Origin of the sequence: Paenibacillus dokdonensis (assembly GCF_004916975.1) — a bacterium.
Classification (GTDB): Bacteria; Bacillota; Bacilli; order Paenibacillales; family Paenibacillaceae; genus Paenibacillus_AQ; species Paenibacillus_AQ dokdonensis.
Map to the genome: position 1 here is coordinate 1,745,825 of NZ_STGQ01000001.1, position 18,901 is coordinate 1,764,725.

Genomic DNA, 18,901 nt, shown 5'->3' on the forward strand with positions numbered 1-18,901 from the left:
AGCCCATGAGAAGACTTCATTTATTGCTATGATTGTTTTCTGCCGATAAATACGAGCGACAGTAAACTGCCACCGAACAGAATAACAGATGTTACGATAAACGATACATGCATTCCTGCAATAAACGTTTTGCTGCCACTCAGAAGCGTGCCAAGGATGGCGACTCCCAGCGTCGCGCCAAGCTGACGGCTTGAATTAAGAGCGCCTGATATTGCACCGGTCTGTTCCTTAGGGACAGAAGAGATCACAGCCGTCATCAACGAGGGAATCGTAAAGGATACTCCGAAACCGATCAGCAGCAATCCAACCAGCATAATCGCATAGCTCGTGTTCACTCCCGTCCACACTTGCAGCAGCGTACCCGCTGCCCCAAGGCTAAAGCCGACAGTCATCGGCATCCGCGCTCCGATTCTGCCCACAATGCGACCAGTCAGAATGGGATTGAAGGCCAGTGGAATCATCATGGGTAGGAGCGCGAGTCCGGCGATGTGGGCCGATAATCCGCGTATTTGTTGAAGAAATAAAGGCAGTACAAACAGAATTCCCGACAGGCCGATGTTAATCGCCATTCCTGCCAGCATTCCGGCCGATACTGTCGCATTCTTAAATAGTCGCAGCGGAAGCAATGGTGACTTGCCTTTTGCTTCCACAATCAAAAAAAGGAGGGCGCTCAATAGAGCCAGACTAAATGCCGCAATAATAACCAACGAATCCCATCCGTACGTTTCCCTCTCCATAAGTCCAAAGGACAATGCAGTTATGGCCATAATAGCCGTGATTTGCCCCCCCAAGTCAAAGCTACGCTGCGGCTTAAGATCCGTTTCCCTCACGAACAGGAAAGTCATGATCAAGCTAATGGCTGCAAGTGGTACGTTGAGAAGGAAGATGCTGCGCCAGCCGAACGAGTCCGCAAGTAGTCCTCCGATAACAGGTCCTGCCGCCATCGCTACCCCCGTAACCGCTGCCCAAATGCCAAGCGCCCTAGCACGTTCAGCGGGTACCGGGTAAGCATGGGCTATCAGAGTGAGCGAGGCTGGCGTAAGTGCTGCTGCCCCTATGCCGAGTATTGCACGTAAGCCGATAAGCGCGCCTAGTGTCGAAACGGCTGCCGACAGGGCAGATGCGACGAGAAATAGGGCTAGACCGCCCAAATAGACATGTTTGGCTCCAAGCTTGTCAGCAAACGCGCCCATAGATAACAGTAAACCGGCAAACACGATCGTGTAGGCGTTGACCACCCATTGAAGACCGGATATCCCTCCGCCCAAATCGACCCGAATCGCCGGAAGCGCGACGCTCACCACCGTCATATCCAGGAGTACCATAAAGTATCCGAGCGAAAGTCCGAAAAGCAACAGTGCTTTGGCAGACTTGCCGGTTCTGTTGGGTTGTGTTTGAATTGCCTTTTCCAAAGTAAGTCCCCTTCCATGGCAATGTTTATGTATTTGCCGTTTCTTCTCATGGAAATTGTATAATGGATCGTATACTAGAATAAGATGAGGGTTTATCCTAGGAGAATTTCTCCTAGGATAGGAGACATGCAAGGGGGCAAAGCGAGTTATGGAATCATCAAACCCAACGAGGCTTGTTGAACTGGCACAGTTTTTGAAGACGCGCCGCGCCCGTATTTCACCCGAGCAAGCGGGTCTGCCTCATGGAGGTCGGCGGCGCACGCCGGGACTCAGACGAGGGGAAGTAGCGCAGCTCTCAGGTGTCAGTGTGGACTGGTACACATGGCTGGAGCAAGCGCGAAACATTCAGGTATCCACGCCAGTTCTAGACAGCATTGCACGGGCTCTCCAGCTCGATTCCAACGAACGGAATCATTTATTTATGCTGGCACTGCAGCAGCTGCCGGCTGATCTGACGCCAGCAGAAAACAATATTAGTCCGACCTTTCAGAGGTTCCTTGACCTGCAGGGATCAAGCCCGGCCTATGTTACCGATCAGCGACTGAATATTGTGGCATGGAACAGGGCTGCAAACCTGATTTACGGGAATTACGAGGCAATGTCGACACGTGAACGAAATACGGTATGGCGGACGTTCACTTCGCCGTATGTACGGCAATTACTTAAGGAGAATTGGGAAACTCATGCCCGGCACCGTTTGGCTCAATTTCGCACCAGTTACGGAAAATTCGCTGGTGATCCCTGGTGGATGGAGATCATTGAGGAACTGAATCAAGCAAGCCCGGAATTTAGGGCATGGTGGCCAAAGCATGATGTTCTAAATGGTCCTGAAAGGAAAGAAAATCAATCATCACCCGACAGCCGGCTTACTCGAATTTGATCAGATTTCGTTTTTTGTATCGGATGCTCCCCATCTTACCGTTACGATTAATCTACCATTAAATGATGATACAACTTCCCAGCTGGGTAAGCTTCTATCCAAGTAATTGTTATGAATTCAGATCGTGCTATTTATGTTAGGATTCAGTTTACAGGGCATGAACTGCTGCCGGATGATGTAGTAATGATTCTCTAAGTGATTCATCTATATATTGACCACATACGGATATCACTGCCGCCATAGCTTTGGCGGCTTTTTTGTACCCTTTGGAATGAATTATCCTTATAGCGCAAACGACAGCAACGCGTGATTGGCTCACTTTCGCTGGCAACAGGGTTCCTGTAACAACTTTATCCACCATCTTTTACTATCCGGCCCTTTTCAGATTCATCGGTTCTTACATCATCTGACTTTCAGAATTGTCTCCGCCTGTGTTAATTTCGACATTTCTACGCTAGACTTCCATAGAGAACTCCAATTCTCATTGTTATACGAAAGTTCGGAAGATTTAATTTGTTTCTTGCCTTCGAAATATTTTGCTGTCGTCTGGTCAAGCTTACTATCGGTTACCAAATTGGCTAATGCACTTCCTGACTGGCGCACAGTATTCACATTCGGATAGAACAAAGTTAAAACAGGCAATACATAGTTCCAAACAAACTTCATTACAGGAGTATAGCTTTGAGCAAGCCCCGTTCCTGGCATCATTCCAGGATCGAAAGCATTGACGGTAATTTTTTTATCGGTTTGCTGCTTTATTCTACGGGCCAGCTCATAGGTGAAATATAAATTACATAGCTTTGAAGTCGTGTAGCGCCGTCTGCCAATATGGGAAATGGCTTTATTTGTACCAGTTGGTTCAGGAAAAGCCAATTGTTGGGGATTCACAAATACAGGTTCAGGCATTCCAGTTTTTTTCAATGGATCATGGGTTCCGCTACTAACAATTACAATTCGGCCTCCAGGCGCTATTTGCTCTAGCAACATATTTGCCAGGAGAAAATGACCGAGGTGATTTACGCCAAAGGTAATTTCAAACCCATCTTTTGTATAATGTGTATCATCAATAAATTGCACACCCGCGTTGCATACAAGTGCATATAAGGGCGGGTAATCCATTTCGGATAAATTTCCAATGAAATTTCTAACAGATTCCAAAGAGGAAAGATCCAATTCCATGGAGGTTATGTTGTTGTTACTGGTTTCTTGTATGAGGGAATTAACGGCTTGTTGGGCTTTGGCTGCATTGCGGCAAGCTAGAATAACATAATAATTGTTGTTATATTTAGCAATCTGTTTAGCGCATTCGTAGCCTAATCCCGAGTTTCCACCTGTTATAATAACTGTTTGTTTCTGTGAACTCATTTCATACACTCTCCTTAGGATTATCATTATATAAGTAAAAGGACATCTGTTTTGTTGACAGCGTCAACATTGACTGAGTATAACCTCGTAACGTTGACACTGTCAACATATAGGGGTAAAATTTTAAATACAAGGAAAGTGAATCTATTTCACAAGAGGGAATTATGAAAAATAATAGCGATACAAAACAAAAACTGATTCAGGTCACAAGGGAAATGATTGACCAACAAGGAATAGACGCTATTAATATGCGAGATCTTGGCAAAAAAATAAACTTGTCCCGAGGTGCCCTATACAGACATTTCAAAAATAAGGATGATTTGCTGGCAACCATTGCAACTGAAAATTTCGAGTTGCTGAATAGAAATATTCAGCAATTAAGCGACAAGATTTACGAACCACGGCCGCTTTTGTATGCCATTTTGCTTGCTTATTATGATTTTGGCATCAACAATCAGGAGCATTATCAATTGATGTTCCGTAAGCAATGGGATAAGGAAATGTATCCTGAACTTGTTACTTCCGCTTTTTTTATGTTTACTTCCGTAGAGAAGTGTTTGGAAAAGGCGGGGAATATACGGAAATCTTCAAATCAATCCACTGCAATGATGTACGCATTTATTCATGGTCTGGTGGAACTGAATATATCAGAGCTCTCTGAATCAGAGAAAGGATTGGATAGTCCCATCCAGCTTATCGATTCTTTTCTGGATCTGATTTTTATGAATTAATGAATGACATAGGCCGCAAGTGTTATCGTATACGCTAGTGGCCTATTCATTGTGTCAGCTGCTTAATTTTTCATTCTGGTGCGGGATCTACTAAGATTGAAATGGTGATCTTTTTTTTCAGGAATAGATAGAGAATGAGCTAGACTCTAAGAGGTAGCATAGATTAATCTGGATATACGTAAATAGGATTTCGCTTGAATCTGAACTTGAAAGCACATATTTAATCATATGTAAATATTTTAATAATAAGAAAGGGGTTGGATATGACTTATTCGCAGATCTGGAACAATTCGGGAATTGAAGCTGATATTCACTATCTGGAACAGCAGATTCAGGCTGTCAAAAAAGAAAAGAAACGAGCAGAAGCCGCAGGCCTTCAGGAATTAGTGAATCAAGCGAATCACAAGTTGGCTGAATTGGAAGCAAAGCTGGACGAGCTTGAAGATTAGGGGAGGATCCTGGCAGAAGGGATGACCGATGGTTTAATCACCGAGGAAGGAAGCATGGGAAAGCCGATGCGCAGTTCTATGCACAATTACTTCAAAAGACGGTTATGTGACCAGCTTAGCGGAAAAATATATGCCGTAACCGAACCTGTTTCTGTAATCAGCCATAGAGATTGCATAGTCAGGGATAAATTTATGAACTTATAGTTTTACGAAAAAAGAAGACCCTGCACCTAGTGCAGGGTCTTCTTTTCTTACTGCTCTCTCATAGCAATCAGACGCCCGGTATAAGATAACCAATCAACTTCATCCACAGTAATAATCTTGGAAATTTTTCCTTTTTAATTATTGACATCGAAATTTCAGGATGATATATTGTGCATACACAACATACACAATTCAAAGAGGAGGTACGGTATGCTGGCATTAGACATTAGAAATTTAAATAAGAAATACCCCAATTTCCAGTTAAAAGATGTATCGTTTCAACTGGAAAAGGGTTATATCATGGGTTTTATCGGTGCCAATGGCGCAGGAAAAACAACCACCATAAAATCGATCATGAATATGATTCATATCGATAGCGGTGAAGTACGTATTTTGGGCAAGAACGCGGCCGAACATGAAACCGAATTGAAGCAGGAAATCGGATGCGCATTTGGCGGCATCGATTTCTATACCCGCAGCAAGTTGAAAACGTTGACCGATGTCATTAAGAAGTTCTACAAAAATTGGGATGATGAAACCTATTACAACTATTTGAGAAGATTCAAATTGGATGAAGATAAAAAAATAGCCGAATTGTCGACGGGGATGAAAGTAAAGTATAATTTGGCTCTTGCTTTATCCCATGGCGCGAAGCTTCTCATCCTCGATGAGCCGACAAGCGGACTCGATCCGATCGCAAGAGATGATCTGTTGGATATTTTTCAAGAGCTCGTAGTCGATGGCGAAATCAGCATTCTTTTCTCGACTCACATTACAACCGACTTGGAAAAATGCGCGGATTTTATTACCTTTATCGAAAACGGGCAAATCATCGCCAGCTCGGAGAAAAACGACTTTATGGAGTCCTATCGCTTACTAAGTGGTAACGAAAGCCAGCTAAACCGCGTGAAAGAACAGTTGATTTCCTACAAAATCAATTCATTCGGATTTACAGGATTGATTCATTCCAAGGACTTTGATCCCTCTTCCGATATTAAAACGATTACGCCGAGCCTCGAGGAAATCATGATTTATTTCGCAAAAAAGGAGGATATCTATGTATAACTTGGTGATGAAGGATTTGAAATTAGGCGTAAATCCTATGTTTTTCGTCTTTCCTTTATTAATGGGCGCCTTAATGCTTGTTCCCGGCTGGCTCTATTTTCTCGTCCCTATGTATTTCTGTTGGATTACGATACCCAATATGTTTGGCCAATTTAGATCGCAGAACGATTTAATATTTACCTCGATGATGCCCGTTACCAAAAAGGACATGGTAAAAGCAAGGGTCTTCGTTATTGTCATCCTGGAATTATTGCATCTTGTCATTGCCATGATCTATGGCATGATCACGATTCGCTTATATCCGCATTTGACATACTATTTCTTCGCACCGCACATGGGTTTTTGGGGACTTTGTTTTGTCATGCTGGCGATCTTCAACATGATCTTTATACCCATGTATTACAAAACAGCGTATAAATTCGGCGGGGCAGCGACCGCATCCATTGCAGGCGCTATGCTTTTTGGCGGAGTCGCACAATGGATCGGAATCCAAAGTTCGTTTGTGTCCGACATTTTCAATGGTACCGGGGCCCACAATATGGCACTTCAAATATCCATTCTGATCGCAGGAATCGTGATATTCATTGCGTTCACCATGATTGCTATTCGAATTGCAGTCAAACGGTTCCTAAAAGTAGAAATCTTATGAACGTATCTATCTCGAGCACATCTGAAAAACCGATTTATCAGCAGCTTTTCGAACAAATCAGTGCCCAAATTCTGAAGGGGGAGCTCGAAAGCGGCTATTGTTTACCACCTATTCGACAAGCAGCCCTGGAGCTTCGTGTCAGTGTCATCACCGTAAAGAAAGCTTGGGAAGAACTCGAACGAAGCGGCTTGATCAATACAGTAACAGGTAAAGGATGTTTTGTAGCCGAACTCTCATCCGATGAGATGCTTCAAAAACGCAACGATATGATCTTGGAGCAAATGGTTAGCGACACTTCATACTACAAATCCTTTGGTCTCACTATAGAAGAAGTTATTGAGCTTTTGAAGAAGGTATATCCAATTTGATAAGTCGTTTTTGCACGTACAATATACTCTAAACAGAAGGGTTTGAAGAATAATGAAAAGGTTAGATAAAATACTTTTCATCGGATTGACGCTTCTTATTGCCGGGATCGTGTGGGCTATTGCAACGAACAGCATCGGAAAGATTGAATGGATGTTGTTACTAGTGGTAGTCGTCATAGGCATGTTGGCGGGGATGATTCAAGGGTGGGCAATCGCTCAAAAAGAATTAGGGAAAATCGGATCGGGCAAGAGGGTACTCTATGTAGTTGGAACACTCATCGTATTTGTTGTTCTGAAAGTCACATTAAATATAATGGTTCCGTCGTATTTAGCAACGAGCCAGATCGGAATCTGGATGTCGGTTGTTTTTGCCATTGGGGGCCTTTTCCTCGGTCGTGCTTTATACTCCCGCCCTGTGAAATCGATTAGCATGGGGTAATAATCGGATTTTTGGTCGATCATTAAATGCTAAAAAGCCGATCCTTATTTAATAAAAGGTTCGGCTTTTTTCACGAGTTCATATCATACATGCATTTATTTCAGCGGAACTTGTTTGGATAACTTTTCAAATTCCTCAAGGTAAGGATTTAATTTGAGGGAGATGCTTTGCAAATATTTCAAATCTGCATCATTTTTGCGTTGTTTGGCCTTGGTTTCAGCGGGAAAAATCGAGCAGCTCTTGACCGTGGAGCCGTTGCGATAGTCCACACTGAATAAGTTGCCTTTTTTTAGCGAGCTTTTCATGTTGATATTGCTTCCCAGGATGGAGAGCGTTTCCTGCGAATTTTTGTAGGTGAAACTGTAATCTGGATCGGCCAGGGCGTGAATCACGTCATATCCGGTTTGAAGCGTTCCATTGGTAAAAGCACCCATTAGGATTTCATTCGAACGGACCGCGCTGTCTTCCATGGTGACTTTATGGGTAAGCGTTCCTTTTCCATTCATGTTATCTTGTTTCCATGCGCCGATGTAGACTACTGTATGTTTTTCTCCATCGGAGCCATATTCATTCATATATTTTCCCGTACCTTCGCGTTTACTATCAATAAAATCACCCGAATACTGTTTGTGTTCCCCCCAGAGCATTGTCCCGCGTCCGTTAGGGACCCCGTTCTTAACCTCACCATAATAGGATGTTTGTTCGGAGATTTTCACCCATTCCTTGACGGGTGCTGCACTTGCCGAGGATGGTCCGGTAACGAAAGAGGCAGTTGTTAGAGATGCACAAAGCGCCATAGTTATAGAAAGTGCAGTTACTTTTTTCATCGATAGTCCACCCTTCATGTATGCAAATGATGTGTTTTTTCTAAATTTCATCTCATCATATAGACGTAAATCGGCGGAATAAGTTGCTAAGGGAGGTAGAAATATGCATGGGCGGGCAGTGCAACCATAAGCCAATCAGCCCCCGTTTTCTTTGCATGAGTTTCGGTACATCATCAAAATAAAAAGACCGCGACGGACGCGGCCTCGTGGCTCTTACTCTTCTCCCGTCGCAATCGGATTCTCTTTGTACGAAATCCAGTCGCTCCAGCTCCCAGCATATAACTTCACATTCTTAAATCCAGCCTTCCCAAGCGCCAGTACATTCGGGCACGCGCTTACGCCTGAGCCACAGTACACAATAACTTCTTGCTCAGGATCTAGATCCGAGAACTGAATTTTGAGTGTATCTGCGTTTTTCCACCGACCTTGCTCATCCAGTACATCTTTCCAAAACTTATTAACTGCACCGGGGATATGTCCGGCTTTGGCATCCATAGGCTCTTCCACACCTGCATATCGGCGTGATTCCCGTGAATCGATGATAAGTGGACCGCCGTTTTTGACCACATTTTGCACATCTTCCATACTAACAAGCATGTTTTGCTGTACATGAGCTTGATATTGACTTGGAATACGCACCACTTGGTGATCGCTGACCGGGAAGGAGGCTTTTTTCCACGCAGAATAGCCTTCATCCATGACATGAATACGTTCATGACCCAAATATCGGAGCATCCACCATAAGTGAGAAGCATAGATGCCTCCTTGATCGTCATAGGCAACAACAATACTATCTTTATTCATGCCAGCCTCACTAAGAATGGTAGTTAACTTTGAAACCTCAGGAAGTGGATGCCGTCCACCATGCGTGCTTACTGGAGCAGACAATTGTTCTTCCAGATCTAAATAGATTGCGCCGGGAATATGATCTTCCGTATAGGCTTTACGTCCAGCTTCCGGGTCAGTGAGTACAAAGCGGCAATCGACTATAATTATTTCCGGCTCGTATAACCTTGCAAGAAGCCATCGAGTAGAGACGATCGGTTCCATAGTGATTCCTTCTTTCATGTTTAATATGTATGACGTCATTATATCGAAAAATAAAAGAAGACGCATCCAAAGCTTATGGATTAAACCGCATCCTCAGGTTGTTAATTCAAACAATATCCCGATTTACTATTGAACTCATAACAAACACTAAACTTGACATGAGGCGGAGAACAGGATAGAATTTATACCCGTTGGGGTATTAAATGTGAGAGAGGGTTGTCCTATCTTTTTTTTGAAATTTTTAATACCCTAAGGGGTATTAAATAAAATAAACAGGAAGGAGGCTGACACACAGATGAATCAATCATGGTCAGACATTACGCCACAGGAAGTAGAAGAATGGATTCAAAGTCAGCGTGAGGACCTGCAGTTTATTGATGTACGGGAATTGGCCGAGTATCAGGAAGGACATATTAAGGAAGTTAAGCTGATTCCGCTGAGCCAGCTTGAAGTGCGTCATGATGAAATCGATCGAAACAAAGAAACTGTCGTGATCTGCCGTAGTGGCAATCGCAGCCGCCAGGCTTGCGAATTTCTGTCATCTTATGGACATCAAAAGCTCCATAATATGGCCGGTGGAATGATGAACTGGCAAGGGCAAACAACAAGAGATTAAGCGAGAGAATACTCATCCGAAAAAGCAATGATCCATTGCTGTCTCGATACAATATTGAAGAAGGTGAAGGTATGGATATCAAAGTTGACCGCGTTGTTGATGCTAAAGGGCTGGCTTGCCCAATGCCAATTGTCCGCACCAAAAAAGCAATAAATGAACTGGATGCCGGCCAGGTGCTTGAGCTGCAGGCGACAGACAAAGGTTCCGTAGCAGATATTCAGGCGTGGGCGAAATCTACAGGCCATCAATTTTTGGGTACACAACAGGAAGATAAGGTGTATCGGCACTATGTCCGCAAATCGGAGCCGGATGAGATCAAGGAAGAAATCACATTCCCGCATTCCGTTCGTAATGATGAGCTGGAGAGACTGCTGGATGGGGAACAGGAGATTCATATTTTGGATGTCCGCGAGCCTGCTGAATATGCCTTCGGCCGCTTGAAAGGATCAAAGAATATACCTCTCGGAGATTTGGAACAGCGTGCTGACGAATTGAATCCGGAGGATGAAATTTATATTGTGTGCCGCACGGGCAACCGCAGTAACTTGGCGGCCAATCTCTTGACGGAGAAAGGCTTCAAAAACCTTAAAAACGTCGTTCCCGGTATGTCCGAATGGACAGGATCCGTGGAGCGGGATGAAGTCAAACCATTAAACTAAATTAACCTATTGGAGGAAAAGAAAAATGGCAACTAAAGTAGCAATTATTGCAGCAAACGGTGGAATGTTCGACGCATACAAGGTATTCAATATCGCAACGGCAGCAGCGGCAAGCGATGCAGAAGTAGGCATCTTCTTTACATTTGAAGGTCTGAACCTGATTCACAAGCAAGCTCATCATCAGCTTCCTATGCCAGCGGGTGCGGAACATTTTGAAGAGGGATTCAAAAAGGCGAATGTACCTTCCATACCGGAGCTCGTATCGATGGCTCAAGAATTGGGTGTGAAAATCATTGCCTGCCAAATGACCATGGATGTGATGAACCTGAATGAAGAAGATTTTATCGACGGCATTGAAGTGGGCGGAGCAGCGACCTTTATCGATTACGCCAAGGATGCTAACATTTCCTTATCGTTCTAAATATCGTATTGACACAAAGAGGAGGTGTAACCATGTCTGAAGAGACGAAGCAATCATCACTTACCAAAATGACCCCGCATGAATTGACACAGATCGTCGCAGGACATGAGGAACTGTTTGTTCTGGACGTGCGTAATGAGACTGAATTCAACGATTGGAAAATCGAAGGCGAGAATATTGAAATAATCAACATTCCTTACTTTGACCTGTTGGATGGTATAGATCCTGCGCTTGACCGAATTCCTGACCATAAGCGTCTCCTTGTCGTTTGCGCCAAAGAAGGCTCATCCCAGTACATCGGAGAGCAGATTGCGGAAACCGGACGTGAAAATATATATTACCTTGAAGGCGGTATGAAGCTGTGGAGTGAGCATCTGGAGCCTGTCAAAGTCGGAGAGCTGCAGAGTGGTGGGGAAATCTATCAGTTTGTCAGAATGGGCAAAGGTTGTCTTTCCTATATGGTACTTTCTGAAGATGAGGCAGTAGTTATAGATACGGCGCGTTTGATACAGCCATATATTGATATTGCCAAAAAGCATAATGTACAGATTAAGCATGTGCTGGATACCCATCTTCATGCTGACCATATTTCCGGAGGACGGGATTTATCCCAAGCTGCTGGAGCTTCCTACTGGCTGCCTCCTAAAGATGCGGATGAAGTGACCTACCCGTATAATCAGCTTGTGGAGAATGAGGATCTTCTGATTGGTAACGGCAAAGTAAAGGTGCACCCGATTTACAGCCCAGGTCACACGATCGGCAGCACTTCTTTTCTGATTGATGACCAATACCTGCTGACAGGTGATATACTGTTTATCGCCTCGATCGGCCGTCCGGATCTTGCCGGCAAAGCCGAGGATTGGGTCAGTGATCTTCGGAATTCCTTGTATGAGCTCTATGGAAACCTGCCTGAACAGCTGGTTGTACTGCCTGCCCATTTTGGTCAAGTAACCGAGCTTGACGATCAAGGGAAGGTATCGGCGAAGCTGGGAGATTTATTCAGTCACAATCCGGGCCTTAATATGGCAGATGAAATAGAATTCAGAAAGACAGTAACTGAAAATCTGCCGCCTCAGCCCAATGCTTATCAGGAAATCCGTCAGACGAACATGGGCAGAATCAATCCGGATGAAGAGCAGCAGCGTGAAATGGAAATGGGTCCTAACCGCTGTGCCGTGCACGATAAATAAAATGGAAATCTTAAAGAGAGACAAGAAGGAGGAATATTCATGAACGCAGATAAAGTGCTTGATGCCAAGGGGCTTGCCTGTCCAATGCCGATCGTACGAACCAAAAAAGCAATTGAGGAACTGCAAACGGGTCAAATTCTAGAAGTTCAGTCGACAGATAAGGGGTCAAAAAATGATCTGACCGGCTGGGCTAACTCTACAGGCCACCAGCTGCTGGAGAACAGAGAAGAAAACGGCATCTATACGTTTTGGATAAAAAAGAAGTAAGAGGAATCAATTTTATCGTTTGAATGAGTTATGAAATTGATTCAAGAAGCTGCTCATAAAAAAGCAAACACTCCGGTACCACGGAGTGTTTGTGATTTTATCGAAACAGTTAACTGTGATATATAATTCTGACATTAAGATGGCAGTAGGTTTCTTCTGTATAATGTTGATTCGGACAGCTCTTGATGCAGCGGAGATGATCTGATTCAGCAATGAGCGGTTCGGAACAATCCGGGCAGCGATCCTGAAACAGGCTTTTAATTTTGGCCAGCATGCTCATCCACCATCCTATTCCCATTGAATTACTTGGTTTTATTCATTATAACGCTTCTTGTGCTGTTAGTATAGTGCATTTCAAAAAGTTTATTCGGAAATTGACCGTCAGAGGAGGTGCACTTATATGGAAGTAACGGGATTTATCATTATGTTTCTCATCGGACTGATTGGCTCCTTCTTCTCGGGACTGCTTGGTATTGGCGGAGCCATAATTAATTATCCACTGCTTCTATACGTTCCTGAACTGTTTCATGCGGGCAGTTTTACAGCCAAAGAGGTTTCATCAATCAGTATGTTCCAGGTTTTCTTTTCCTCGTTGGCCGGCATGCTTGCATTCAGGAAGCAGAGTAAGACAGAAAAGCCGCTCATGCATATGGGCCTGATTACAAACATGGGAATCAGTATTCTGATCGGCAGCTTGGGAGGGAGTGTTAGCTCAAGATATCTCCCCAGTGATACGATAAACATCGTGTATGGTGTGTTGGCCGTTATAGCTGTCATTCTGATGCTGATACCAAACAGGGGAAGCCGGGAAGAAGTAACGCTGGATAGCGTCACATTCAATCCAATCACCGCCTCGGTTGCGGCACTGCTTGTCGGGATCGTATCCGGTATCGTTGGAGCGGGAGGCTCTTTCATCCTCATTCCGATCATGTTGACCTTGCTGCAAATCCCTACCCGGGTTACGGTAGCCTCATCACTAGCCATTGTGTTTATCTCCGCTATTGGCGGTGTCTCTGGAAAACTTATTGGAGGGGGAATCCCCTTTCTGCCTACGCTCTTCACCGTTATAGGCAGTGTGCTGGGCGCACCGTTCGGCACACAGGTGAGCCGTCATTTAAACGTCAAATATTTGCGTATCGGTCTAGCCGTACTGATCGCAGTCACCGCAATCAAAATCTGGTGGGGGATTTTTTCCTCGTAACGCATTTGAAAAAAAGCCCTTGAGATGGATCCCTTGTACAGGAGGTGAACATTTCGCGGGCTTTTTTGCTATGGAACGATGTTTAAACAAGGCAGACTTTTTTTCACCTCAGCTTAAATGAAGTAAAAACAGCAGTACATCAGAAAATATAACGATTGTGATAAAGGGCTTGCACTGGTTACAATTCAACCCAAGACGATTCTTCAATCGCTGGGAGGAATGGCAATCATGAAACAGGTCAGAGACGAAGAAATTCAGGTTACGAGCAGGTATGATGAAGCCCCGCGGCTCACAAGAGAGCGATGCCAGGAAGCGATCACATTTATTTTGGGACAAGTGGACCGGAATCTTGAAACGTTCGCAGACACTTTTCCTTCAGAAGCCAGTACGGGGAACATATACCGGCAGGTGGGCAATACCGAGTGGACTCCGGCATTCTGGACAGGGATGCTGTGGCTCGCTTATGAGACAACAGGTGCTGAGAAATACCGGCATGCGGCAGAAAGGCAGCTTCGCAGTTACAGGCAGCGAATCGAGGAACGCCGTTACACAGACACCCACGATCTCGGATTTTTGTATACGCTTTCCTGCGTATCGGCGTTCAAACTGAACGGGAATGAAGAGGCCAAACAGCTCGCTTTGGAAGCTGCTGACCTACTGTACATCCGTTATCTGGAGAAAGCCGGGATTATCCAGGCTTGGGGAAATCTCAGCGATCCGAAGCAGCAGGGCAGGATGATTATCGACTGTTTGATGAATTTACCGCTATTATATTGGGCAAGTGAAGTTTCAGGTGACCGTAAATATTATGAAGCTGCGGCATCCCATGTTCAGATGTCTGCTGAGTATCTCATTCGTGAGGATGCCTCAAGCTTTCATACCTTTTATATGGATACCGAGACGGGGGCACCGAAGTATGGCTCAACAGCACAAGGGCATGCGGATGATTCATGCTGGTCTCGGGGGCAGGCATGGGGGATATACGGATTCCCGCTTTCTTACCGCTATACTGGCGATGCTCAATTGATCGATCTAACGAAAAAAATAACAAACTATTTTCTGAACCGGCTTCCGGAGGACTATGTTTGCTACTGGGATCTGATATTTACAGAAGGCAAGGAAGAAAGGGACAGCTCGGCTGCTGCCATCGCCGTATGTGGACTGCTGGAAACGTCTGCTCATCTTCCAATGACGGATCCGCTTAAACGCAGATATGAAAATGCGGCTTTGCTGATTCTGGAATCCCTGATTGATCATTACATGACGCAGGAAGTGCCGGAATCAAACGGAATTTTACTTCATGCGGTGTACAGTAAACCTGGAAACAACGGTGTGGACGAATGCTGCATCTGGGGCGATTATTACATGTATGAAGCACTCATGCGTGTAACTAGAGACTGGAAGCCTTATTGGTAAAGAGAGGGGCGGGACATATGGATGAACAAGGTAAACAGAAGGATGGACTAAATCTTGTGAAGATGGCAGATCGGGATCAGAAAACAGAATGGTGGACCAAATCAAGGTTCGGTATGTTCATCCACTGGGGATTATATGCGATCCCCGCTCAAGGCGAGTGGTTCATGTATGCACAGAAGCTGCCGGTACATGAATATGAGAAGCTGGCTGAGCAGTTTAATCCAACAGCCTTTAACGCAAAAGCCTGGGTAACGCTGGCGAAAGAGGCGGGAATGCGATATATCGTCATCACTGCAAAACATCATGACGGCTTCGCCATGTTTCAATCTAAGGCAGATCCCTTCAACATTATGGATGCTTCACCGTTTGGCCGAGACCCAATGAAAGAACTGGCGGAGGCATGCCAGGAAGCAGGAATCACACTCTGTTTCTACTATTCTCATGTCATTGATTGGCATCATCCGCATTCGCTTCATAAAGAGCATAACAATACCTGGGATTACAAGCTGGAAGAGAAGCGGTTTTCTGAATACTGGGAAGGCAAAGTAAAGCCTCAGCTCAGGGAATTACTGACCGAATACGGGAAGATCGGGTTATTATGGTTTGATACCGCGGGAGGCTTGTCTGAGGAGGACAGTAAGGACATTGTTCAGTATGTGCGCAGTCTCCAGCCGGAATGCTTAATGAATTCAAGGGTTTCCCATTTTATGGGGATGGGCGATTATGTGTCCAAAGGCGACAATGAAATTGGGATGAGTGGAGAGGACAGGAGGCCTTGGGAAACACCGATGACGCTCAATCAGTCTTGGGGTTACACGACCCGGGATCAGGTGTGGAAAACGGCTGAGTCATTGATTCATAAGCTTGTGAATGTAATTGGAAAAGGTGGCAACCTGCTGCTTAATGTGGGACCGACTCCAGAAGGTGAGATACCTGAGTTATCGGCGCAACGGTTGCGTGAGGTTGGCGAATGGACTCACCGGAATGCGGAAGCCATCTATGGAACGGACGGAAGCCCATTTCCATGTGAGCTGCAGTGGGGAGGGATTACGACCCGGCCTGGACGGTTGTATCTGCATATTCACAATAACAAATGGCCAGAGAATGGGCTTCGGATCAACGGGATACGCAATCATGTGCTCTGTGCCTATAGCTTGGCCGATCCGAACAAAGAAGAACTTGGATTTGTGCAGACCTATGATGAGGGGCTGAATCTGCATACATTGAGTCTACAAATGCCCCCACAGCCAACAGACGCATATGTATCCGTGATTGTGCTGGAGCTGGAAGGTAAGGATGACTTTGACCGTTCACTTACCCAGCTGCCTTATCGTTCCTTTCAGCTGGATGTACCGCTTGCACAAAATAGTCTTGTCCGGCCTTCTGATGAAGAGGCGGGAATTACCGCACTCCGCAGCGTGAAATGGACCTTTAAGCTTGTTGATCCAGGAACGTATGAGGTCTTTCTGGTCAGTTATAAACGACAAGACCAGGTTTGGGCAGATTTGTATCCAGAACCCGTGGTTTTGGAAACCGCAGGGCAATGCATAGCCATTGATCCAAGAGAGGATGCAGCGGATCAGGATTCTCCTTCATGCCAGCATCCGTATACCGCTGTATTGTCCAGTTTAGGTAAGGTACGCTGGGATGCACCAGGGACATATTCTTTAGCACTCATCTCGTCGAAACTCAAGGATCCGTCTCCCCGGTTTACGGAAATATGGCATGCCGACCCAGTGAAGCTCCGGGCGGTAAGGCTTGTTCGTGTCGATGAAGATCCGAGTGCTTAAAAGGCATCGGAAATATGTAAAAAGCCCGCCGTTACAGGTGTTTTCTACGATGGAGCGAACCAACAATATTTAAAATTGCAAGTGAACATTAGAATCGTCAGTCCGTAATCTTACGAAAATACAGGGCTTATGAAAATGTTCCAGTTCCTAACGGCTGTGACTATTCTCTATACTTTGCATACCGGCTGATCGATGAAACGAAAGTCCGGCACATTCGAAATGAATAAAAGGGAGGCGCTTTCATGGAAAGAAAAGTTAAAAAGTTGGGTCAAATGCTCTTGGTAACCGCCTTGGCTTTATCACTAGCCGCTTGCGGCAGCGGTTCAGGAAAAGATGAGGCCAAGGGAGGGACGTCTTCAGAAGGCAAGACAGCCGAGCCTCCAAAGCTAAGTCATCTTACATATTGGGTGAGCATGCACTCTGCAGCTGCAGCACAAATGAAAACATATGCGGAAATGGGCATGTACAAAGAACTTGAGAACGTTACCGGAGTAAAGGTCGATTTCCAGCACCCGCCGACAGACGCGGCTCAAGCGTCGGAGCAGTTCAATCTCATGATGGTCTCCGAGAAGCTGCCGGATGTAATAGAGACGGGATGGATCGGTTACCCTGGAGGACCGGAGAAAGCGATCCAGGATAACAAAATTATTAAATTGAATGATCTTATCGATCAATATGCGCCGAATTTGAAGAAGCTGCTGGATGAGCATCCGGATTGGAAAAAGCAGGTGACCACGGATGACGGAAGTTTATATATGTTCCCATTCTTCCGCGGCGGTGATAAGGTCCGGGTGTTCTACGGTCCTTCCATCCGCAAAGACTGGCTGGATAAACTCGGACTTGAAATGCCAACGACGATTGATGAGTGGTATCAAGTGCTGAAGGCGTTTAAAGAGAAAGATCCCAACGGCAACGGCAAAGCGGATGAAATCCCGCTCTACATCACCAAGGATGATATGGGTATCGACGCTCCTTTCCTGGGTGCCTGGGGTATCAACTATGGGTTCTACCAGATCGATAACAGTGTGAAATATGGTCCGATTCAGCCAGAGTATAAAGAATTTCTGACCACGATGAACAAATGGTATAAGGAAGGCCTGCTCGATAAGGACTTCGCTGCTCCGAACGATAAATTATTCGACGCCAAAATGACAGGCAACCAGCTCGGTGCAGCTCCGACATATAATGGCGGCGGTATCGGTAAATATGCCAATTTGATGAAGGACAAGGACCCGAACTTCAATCTCGTTGCCGCTCCATATCCGGTACTGAACAAAGGTGACAAGGCGATTTGGGGTCAAAAGGATTTTGCGACAAACGGAATAGGGGCAGCCATCTCGGCGAGTAATCCGAACCCGGTCGAAACGGTCAAATGGCTCGATTACGCATACGGGGACAAGGGGGATTTGCTGTTCAACTATGGTAAAGAAGGCGAAGCCTACACCATGGAAAATGGTAAGCCTGTCTTCCTACCGGAAGTGCTTAACCCGCCGAGTGGGGTAAGCCTTCAGCAGTCGTTTGCGAAACATAACCGTTCCACATGGAGTGCTCCATTTGTCCTTTCTGACGATTTCCAAATGCAGTATTTGGCGCTGCCAAACCAGAAGGATGCGCTTTCGGTCTGGTCTCAGCCAACCGGGGAACGCAAAATGCCGCTTGTGACACCGACGAAAGATGAAAGCTCGCAGTATGCTTCCATCATGACGGACATTAACACGTACAAGGACGAAATGTTCCTGAAATTTATTATGGGCGCTGAGTCACTGGATAACTTCGATAAATATGTCAAGAAAATCGAGGCTATGGGTATTGAAGATGCCATTAAAATTCAGCAGGCGGCTCTGGATCGGTTTAATAAGCGTTAATGCTCACTAAAAAGGGATTTGGGCTGCAGGAGATGAC

General features: G+C 45.3%; 22 protein-coding genes. 16 read left to right on the forward strand and 6 right to left on the reverse strand.

Annotated features, from left to right (window positions below; translation table 11 throughout):
* Positions 1-26: 26 nt before the first annotated feature.
* The gene (locus E6W40_RS08150; RefSeq protein WP_246072917.1) at positions 27-1,412 is read right to left on the reverse strand and encodes an MFS transporter; all 1,386 of its coding nucleotides are present in this window, start codon (positions 1,410-1,412) and stop codon (positions 27-29) included.
* Between the two features lie 148 nt (positions 1,413-1,560).
* Here E6W40_RS08150 and E6W40_RS08155 point away from each other — a divergent pair, with 148 nt between their 5' ends.
* Positions 1,561-2,292, forward strand: coding sequence for a helix-turn-helix transcriptional regulator (locus tag E6W40_RS08155; protein WP_342774685.1), 732 nt, complete (start codon positions 1,561-1,563; stop codon positions 2,290-2,292).
* Between the two features lie 148 nt (positions 2,293-2,440).
* Here E6W40_RS08155 and E6W40_RS08160 read toward each other — a convergent pair whose 3' ends face one another.
* Together E6W40_RS08160 and E6W40_RS08165 are read right to left on the reverse strand one after the other, a co-directional pair.
* Positions 2,441-2,653, reverse strand: coding sequence for a hypothetical protein (locus E6W40_RS08160; RefSeq protein ID WP_136605026.1), 213 nt, complete (start codon positions 2,651-2,653; stop codon positions 2,441-2,443).
* 41 nt (positions 2,654-2,694) lie between these two features.
* Positions 2,695-3,657, reverse strand: coding sequence for an SDR family NAD(P)-dependent oxidoreductase (locus tag E6W40_RS08165; RefSeq protein WP_136605027.1), 963 nt, complete (start codon positions 3,655-3,657; stop codon positions 2,695-2,697).
* 164 nt (positions 3,658-3,821) lie between these two features.
* Here E6W40_RS08165 and E6W40_RS08170 point away from each other — a divergent pair, with 164 nt between their 5' ends.
* From E6W40_RS08170 to E6W40_RS08195, 6 genes are all read left to right on the forward strand, one after another.
* Complete coding sequence (locus tag E6W40_RS08170) at positions 3,822-4,388, forward strand: TetR/AcrR family transcriptional regulator (protein WP_136605028.1); 567 nt, start codon at positions 3,822-3,824, stop codon at positions 4,386-4,388.
* Positions 4,389-4,651: 263 nt separating this feature from the next.
* Entirely contained in the window at positions 4,652-4,837 is a 186-nt protein-coding gene (locus E6W40_RS08175; RefSeq protein ID WP_136605029.1) for a hypothetical protein, read from the forward strand.
* Positions 4,838-5,251: 414 nt separating this feature from the next.
* Entirely contained in the window at positions 5,252-6,106 is an 855-nt protein-coding gene (locus tag E6W40_RS08180; protein WP_136605030.1) for an ABC transporter ATP-binding protein, read from the forward strand.
* Entirely contained in the window at positions 6,099-6,755 is a 657-nt protein-coding gene (locus E6W40_RS08185) for an ABC-2 transporter permease (protein WP_136605031.1), read from the forward strand. The genes E6W40_RS08180 and E6W40_RS08185 overlap by 8 nt, the downstream gene beginning before the upstream one ends.
* Positions 6,752-7,123 carry a GntR family transcriptional regulator gene (locus tag E6W40_RS08190; RefSeq protein ID WP_136605032.1) on the forward strand — a complete coding sequence of 124 codons (372 nt, stop codon included), beginning with the start codon at positions 6,752-6,754 and terminating at the stop codon, positions 7,121-7,123. Before E6W40_RS08185 ends, E6W40_RS08190 begins: the two co-directional genes overlap by 4 nt.
* Before the next feature lie 52 nt (positions 7,124-7,175).
* Complete coding sequence (locus E6W40_RS08195; RefSeq protein WP_136605033.1) at positions 7,176-7,562, forward strand: hypothetical protein; 387 nt, start codon at positions 7,176-7,178, stop codon at positions 7,560-7,562.
* Positions 7,563-7,657: 95 nt separating this feature from the next.
* Here E6W40_RS08195 and E6W40_RS08200 read toward each other — a convergent pair whose 3' ends face one another.
* Entirely contained in the window at positions 7,658-8,524 is an 867-nt protein-coding gene (locus tag E6W40_RS08200) for an MORN repeat-containing protein (protein WP_342774686.1), read from the reverse strand.
* 78 nt (positions 8,525-8,602) lie between these two features.
* The gene (locus E6W40_RS08205) at positions 8,603-9,439 is read right to left on the reverse strand and encodes a sulfurtransferase (RefSeq protein WP_136605034.1); all 837 of its coding nucleotides are present in this window, start codon (positions 9,437-9,439) and stop codon (positions 8,603-8,605) included.
* Between the two features lie 295 nt (positions 9,440-9,734).
* On the opposite strand from E6W40_RS08205, the gene E6W40_RS08210 reads away from it, so the two are divergent.
* From E6W40_RS08210 to E6W40_RS08230, 5 genes are all read left to right on the forward strand, one after another.
* A complete protein-coding gene (locus E6W40_RS08210) occupies positions 9,735-10,055 on the forward strand; it encodes a rhodanese-like domain-containing protein (RefSeq protein WP_136605035.1) in 321 nt (106 codons plus the stop codon).
* A gap of 71 nt (positions 10,056-10,126) precedes the next feature.
* Positions 10,127-10,714 carry a sulfurtransferase TusA family protein gene (locus E6W40_RS08215; protein WP_136605036.1) on the forward strand — a complete coding sequence of 196 codons (588 nt, stop codon included), beginning with the start codon at positions 10,127-10,129 and terminating at the stop codon, positions 10,712-10,714.
* A 25-nt stretch (positions 10,715-10,739) separates the two neighbouring features.
* The gene (locus E6W40_RS08220; RefSeq protein ID WP_136605037.1) at positions 10,740-11,135 is read left to right on the forward strand and encodes a DsrE/DsrF/DrsH-like family protein; all 396 of its coding nucleotides are present in this window, start codon (positions 10,740-10,742) and stop codon (positions 11,133-11,135) included.
* A gap of 32 nt (positions 11,136-11,167) precedes the next feature.
* Positions 11,168-12,325, forward strand: coding sequence for an MBL fold metallo-hydrolase (locus E6W40_RS08225; protein WP_136605038.1), 1,158 nt, complete (start codon positions 11,168-11,170; stop codon positions 12,323-12,325).
* A 39-nt stretch (positions 12,326-12,364) separates the two neighbouring features.
* Positions 12,365-12,592 carry a sulfurtransferase TusA family protein gene (locus tag E6W40_RS08230; protein WP_136605039.1) on the forward strand — a complete coding sequence of 76 codons (228 nt, stop codon included), beginning with the start codon at positions 12,365-12,367 and terminating at the stop codon, positions 12,590-12,592.
* 109 nt (positions 12,593-12,701) lie between these two features.
* Here E6W40_RS08230 and E6W40_RS08235 read toward each other — a convergent pair whose 3' ends face one another.
* Entirely contained in the window at positions 12,702-12,866 is a 165-nt protein-coding gene (locus tag E6W40_RS08235) for a hypothetical protein (protein ID WP_168928855.1), read from the reverse strand.
* 126 nt (positions 12,867-12,992) lie between these two features.
* On the opposite strand from E6W40_RS08235, the gene E6W40_RS08240 reads away from it, so the two are divergent.
* The 4 genes from E6W40_RS08240 (at position 12,993) to E6W40_RS08255 (ending at position 18,864) form a co-directional block, all read left to right on the forward strand.
* Positions 12,993-13,793, forward strand: coding sequence for a sulfite exporter TauE/SafE family protein (locus tag E6W40_RS08240; protein WP_136605041.1), 801 nt, complete (start codon positions 12,993-12,995; stop codon positions 13,791-13,793).
* 228 nt (positions 13,794-14,021) lie between these two features.
* Positions 14,022-15,209, forward strand: a complete 1,188-nt coding sequence (locus tag E6W40_RS08245) for a glycoside hydrolase family 88 protein (RefSeq protein ID WP_136605042.1) — start codon at positions 14,022-14,024, stop codon at positions 15,207-15,209.
* 17 nt (positions 15,210-15,226) lie between these two features.
* A complete protein-coding gene (locus tag E6W40_RS08250; protein WP_136605043.1) occupies positions 15,227-16,999 on the forward strand; it encodes an alpha-L-fucosidase in 1,773 nt (590 codons plus the stop codon).
* A 242-nt stretch (positions 17,000-17,241) separates the two neighbouring features.
* On the forward strand, positions 17,242-18,864 hold the full coding sequence (locus E6W40_RS08255; RefSeq protein ID WP_136605044.1) for a type 2 periplasmic-binding domain-containing protein: 1,623 nt from the start codon (positions 17,242-17,244) through the stop codon (positions 18,862-18,864).
* Positions 18,865-18,901: the final 37 nt, after the last annotated feature.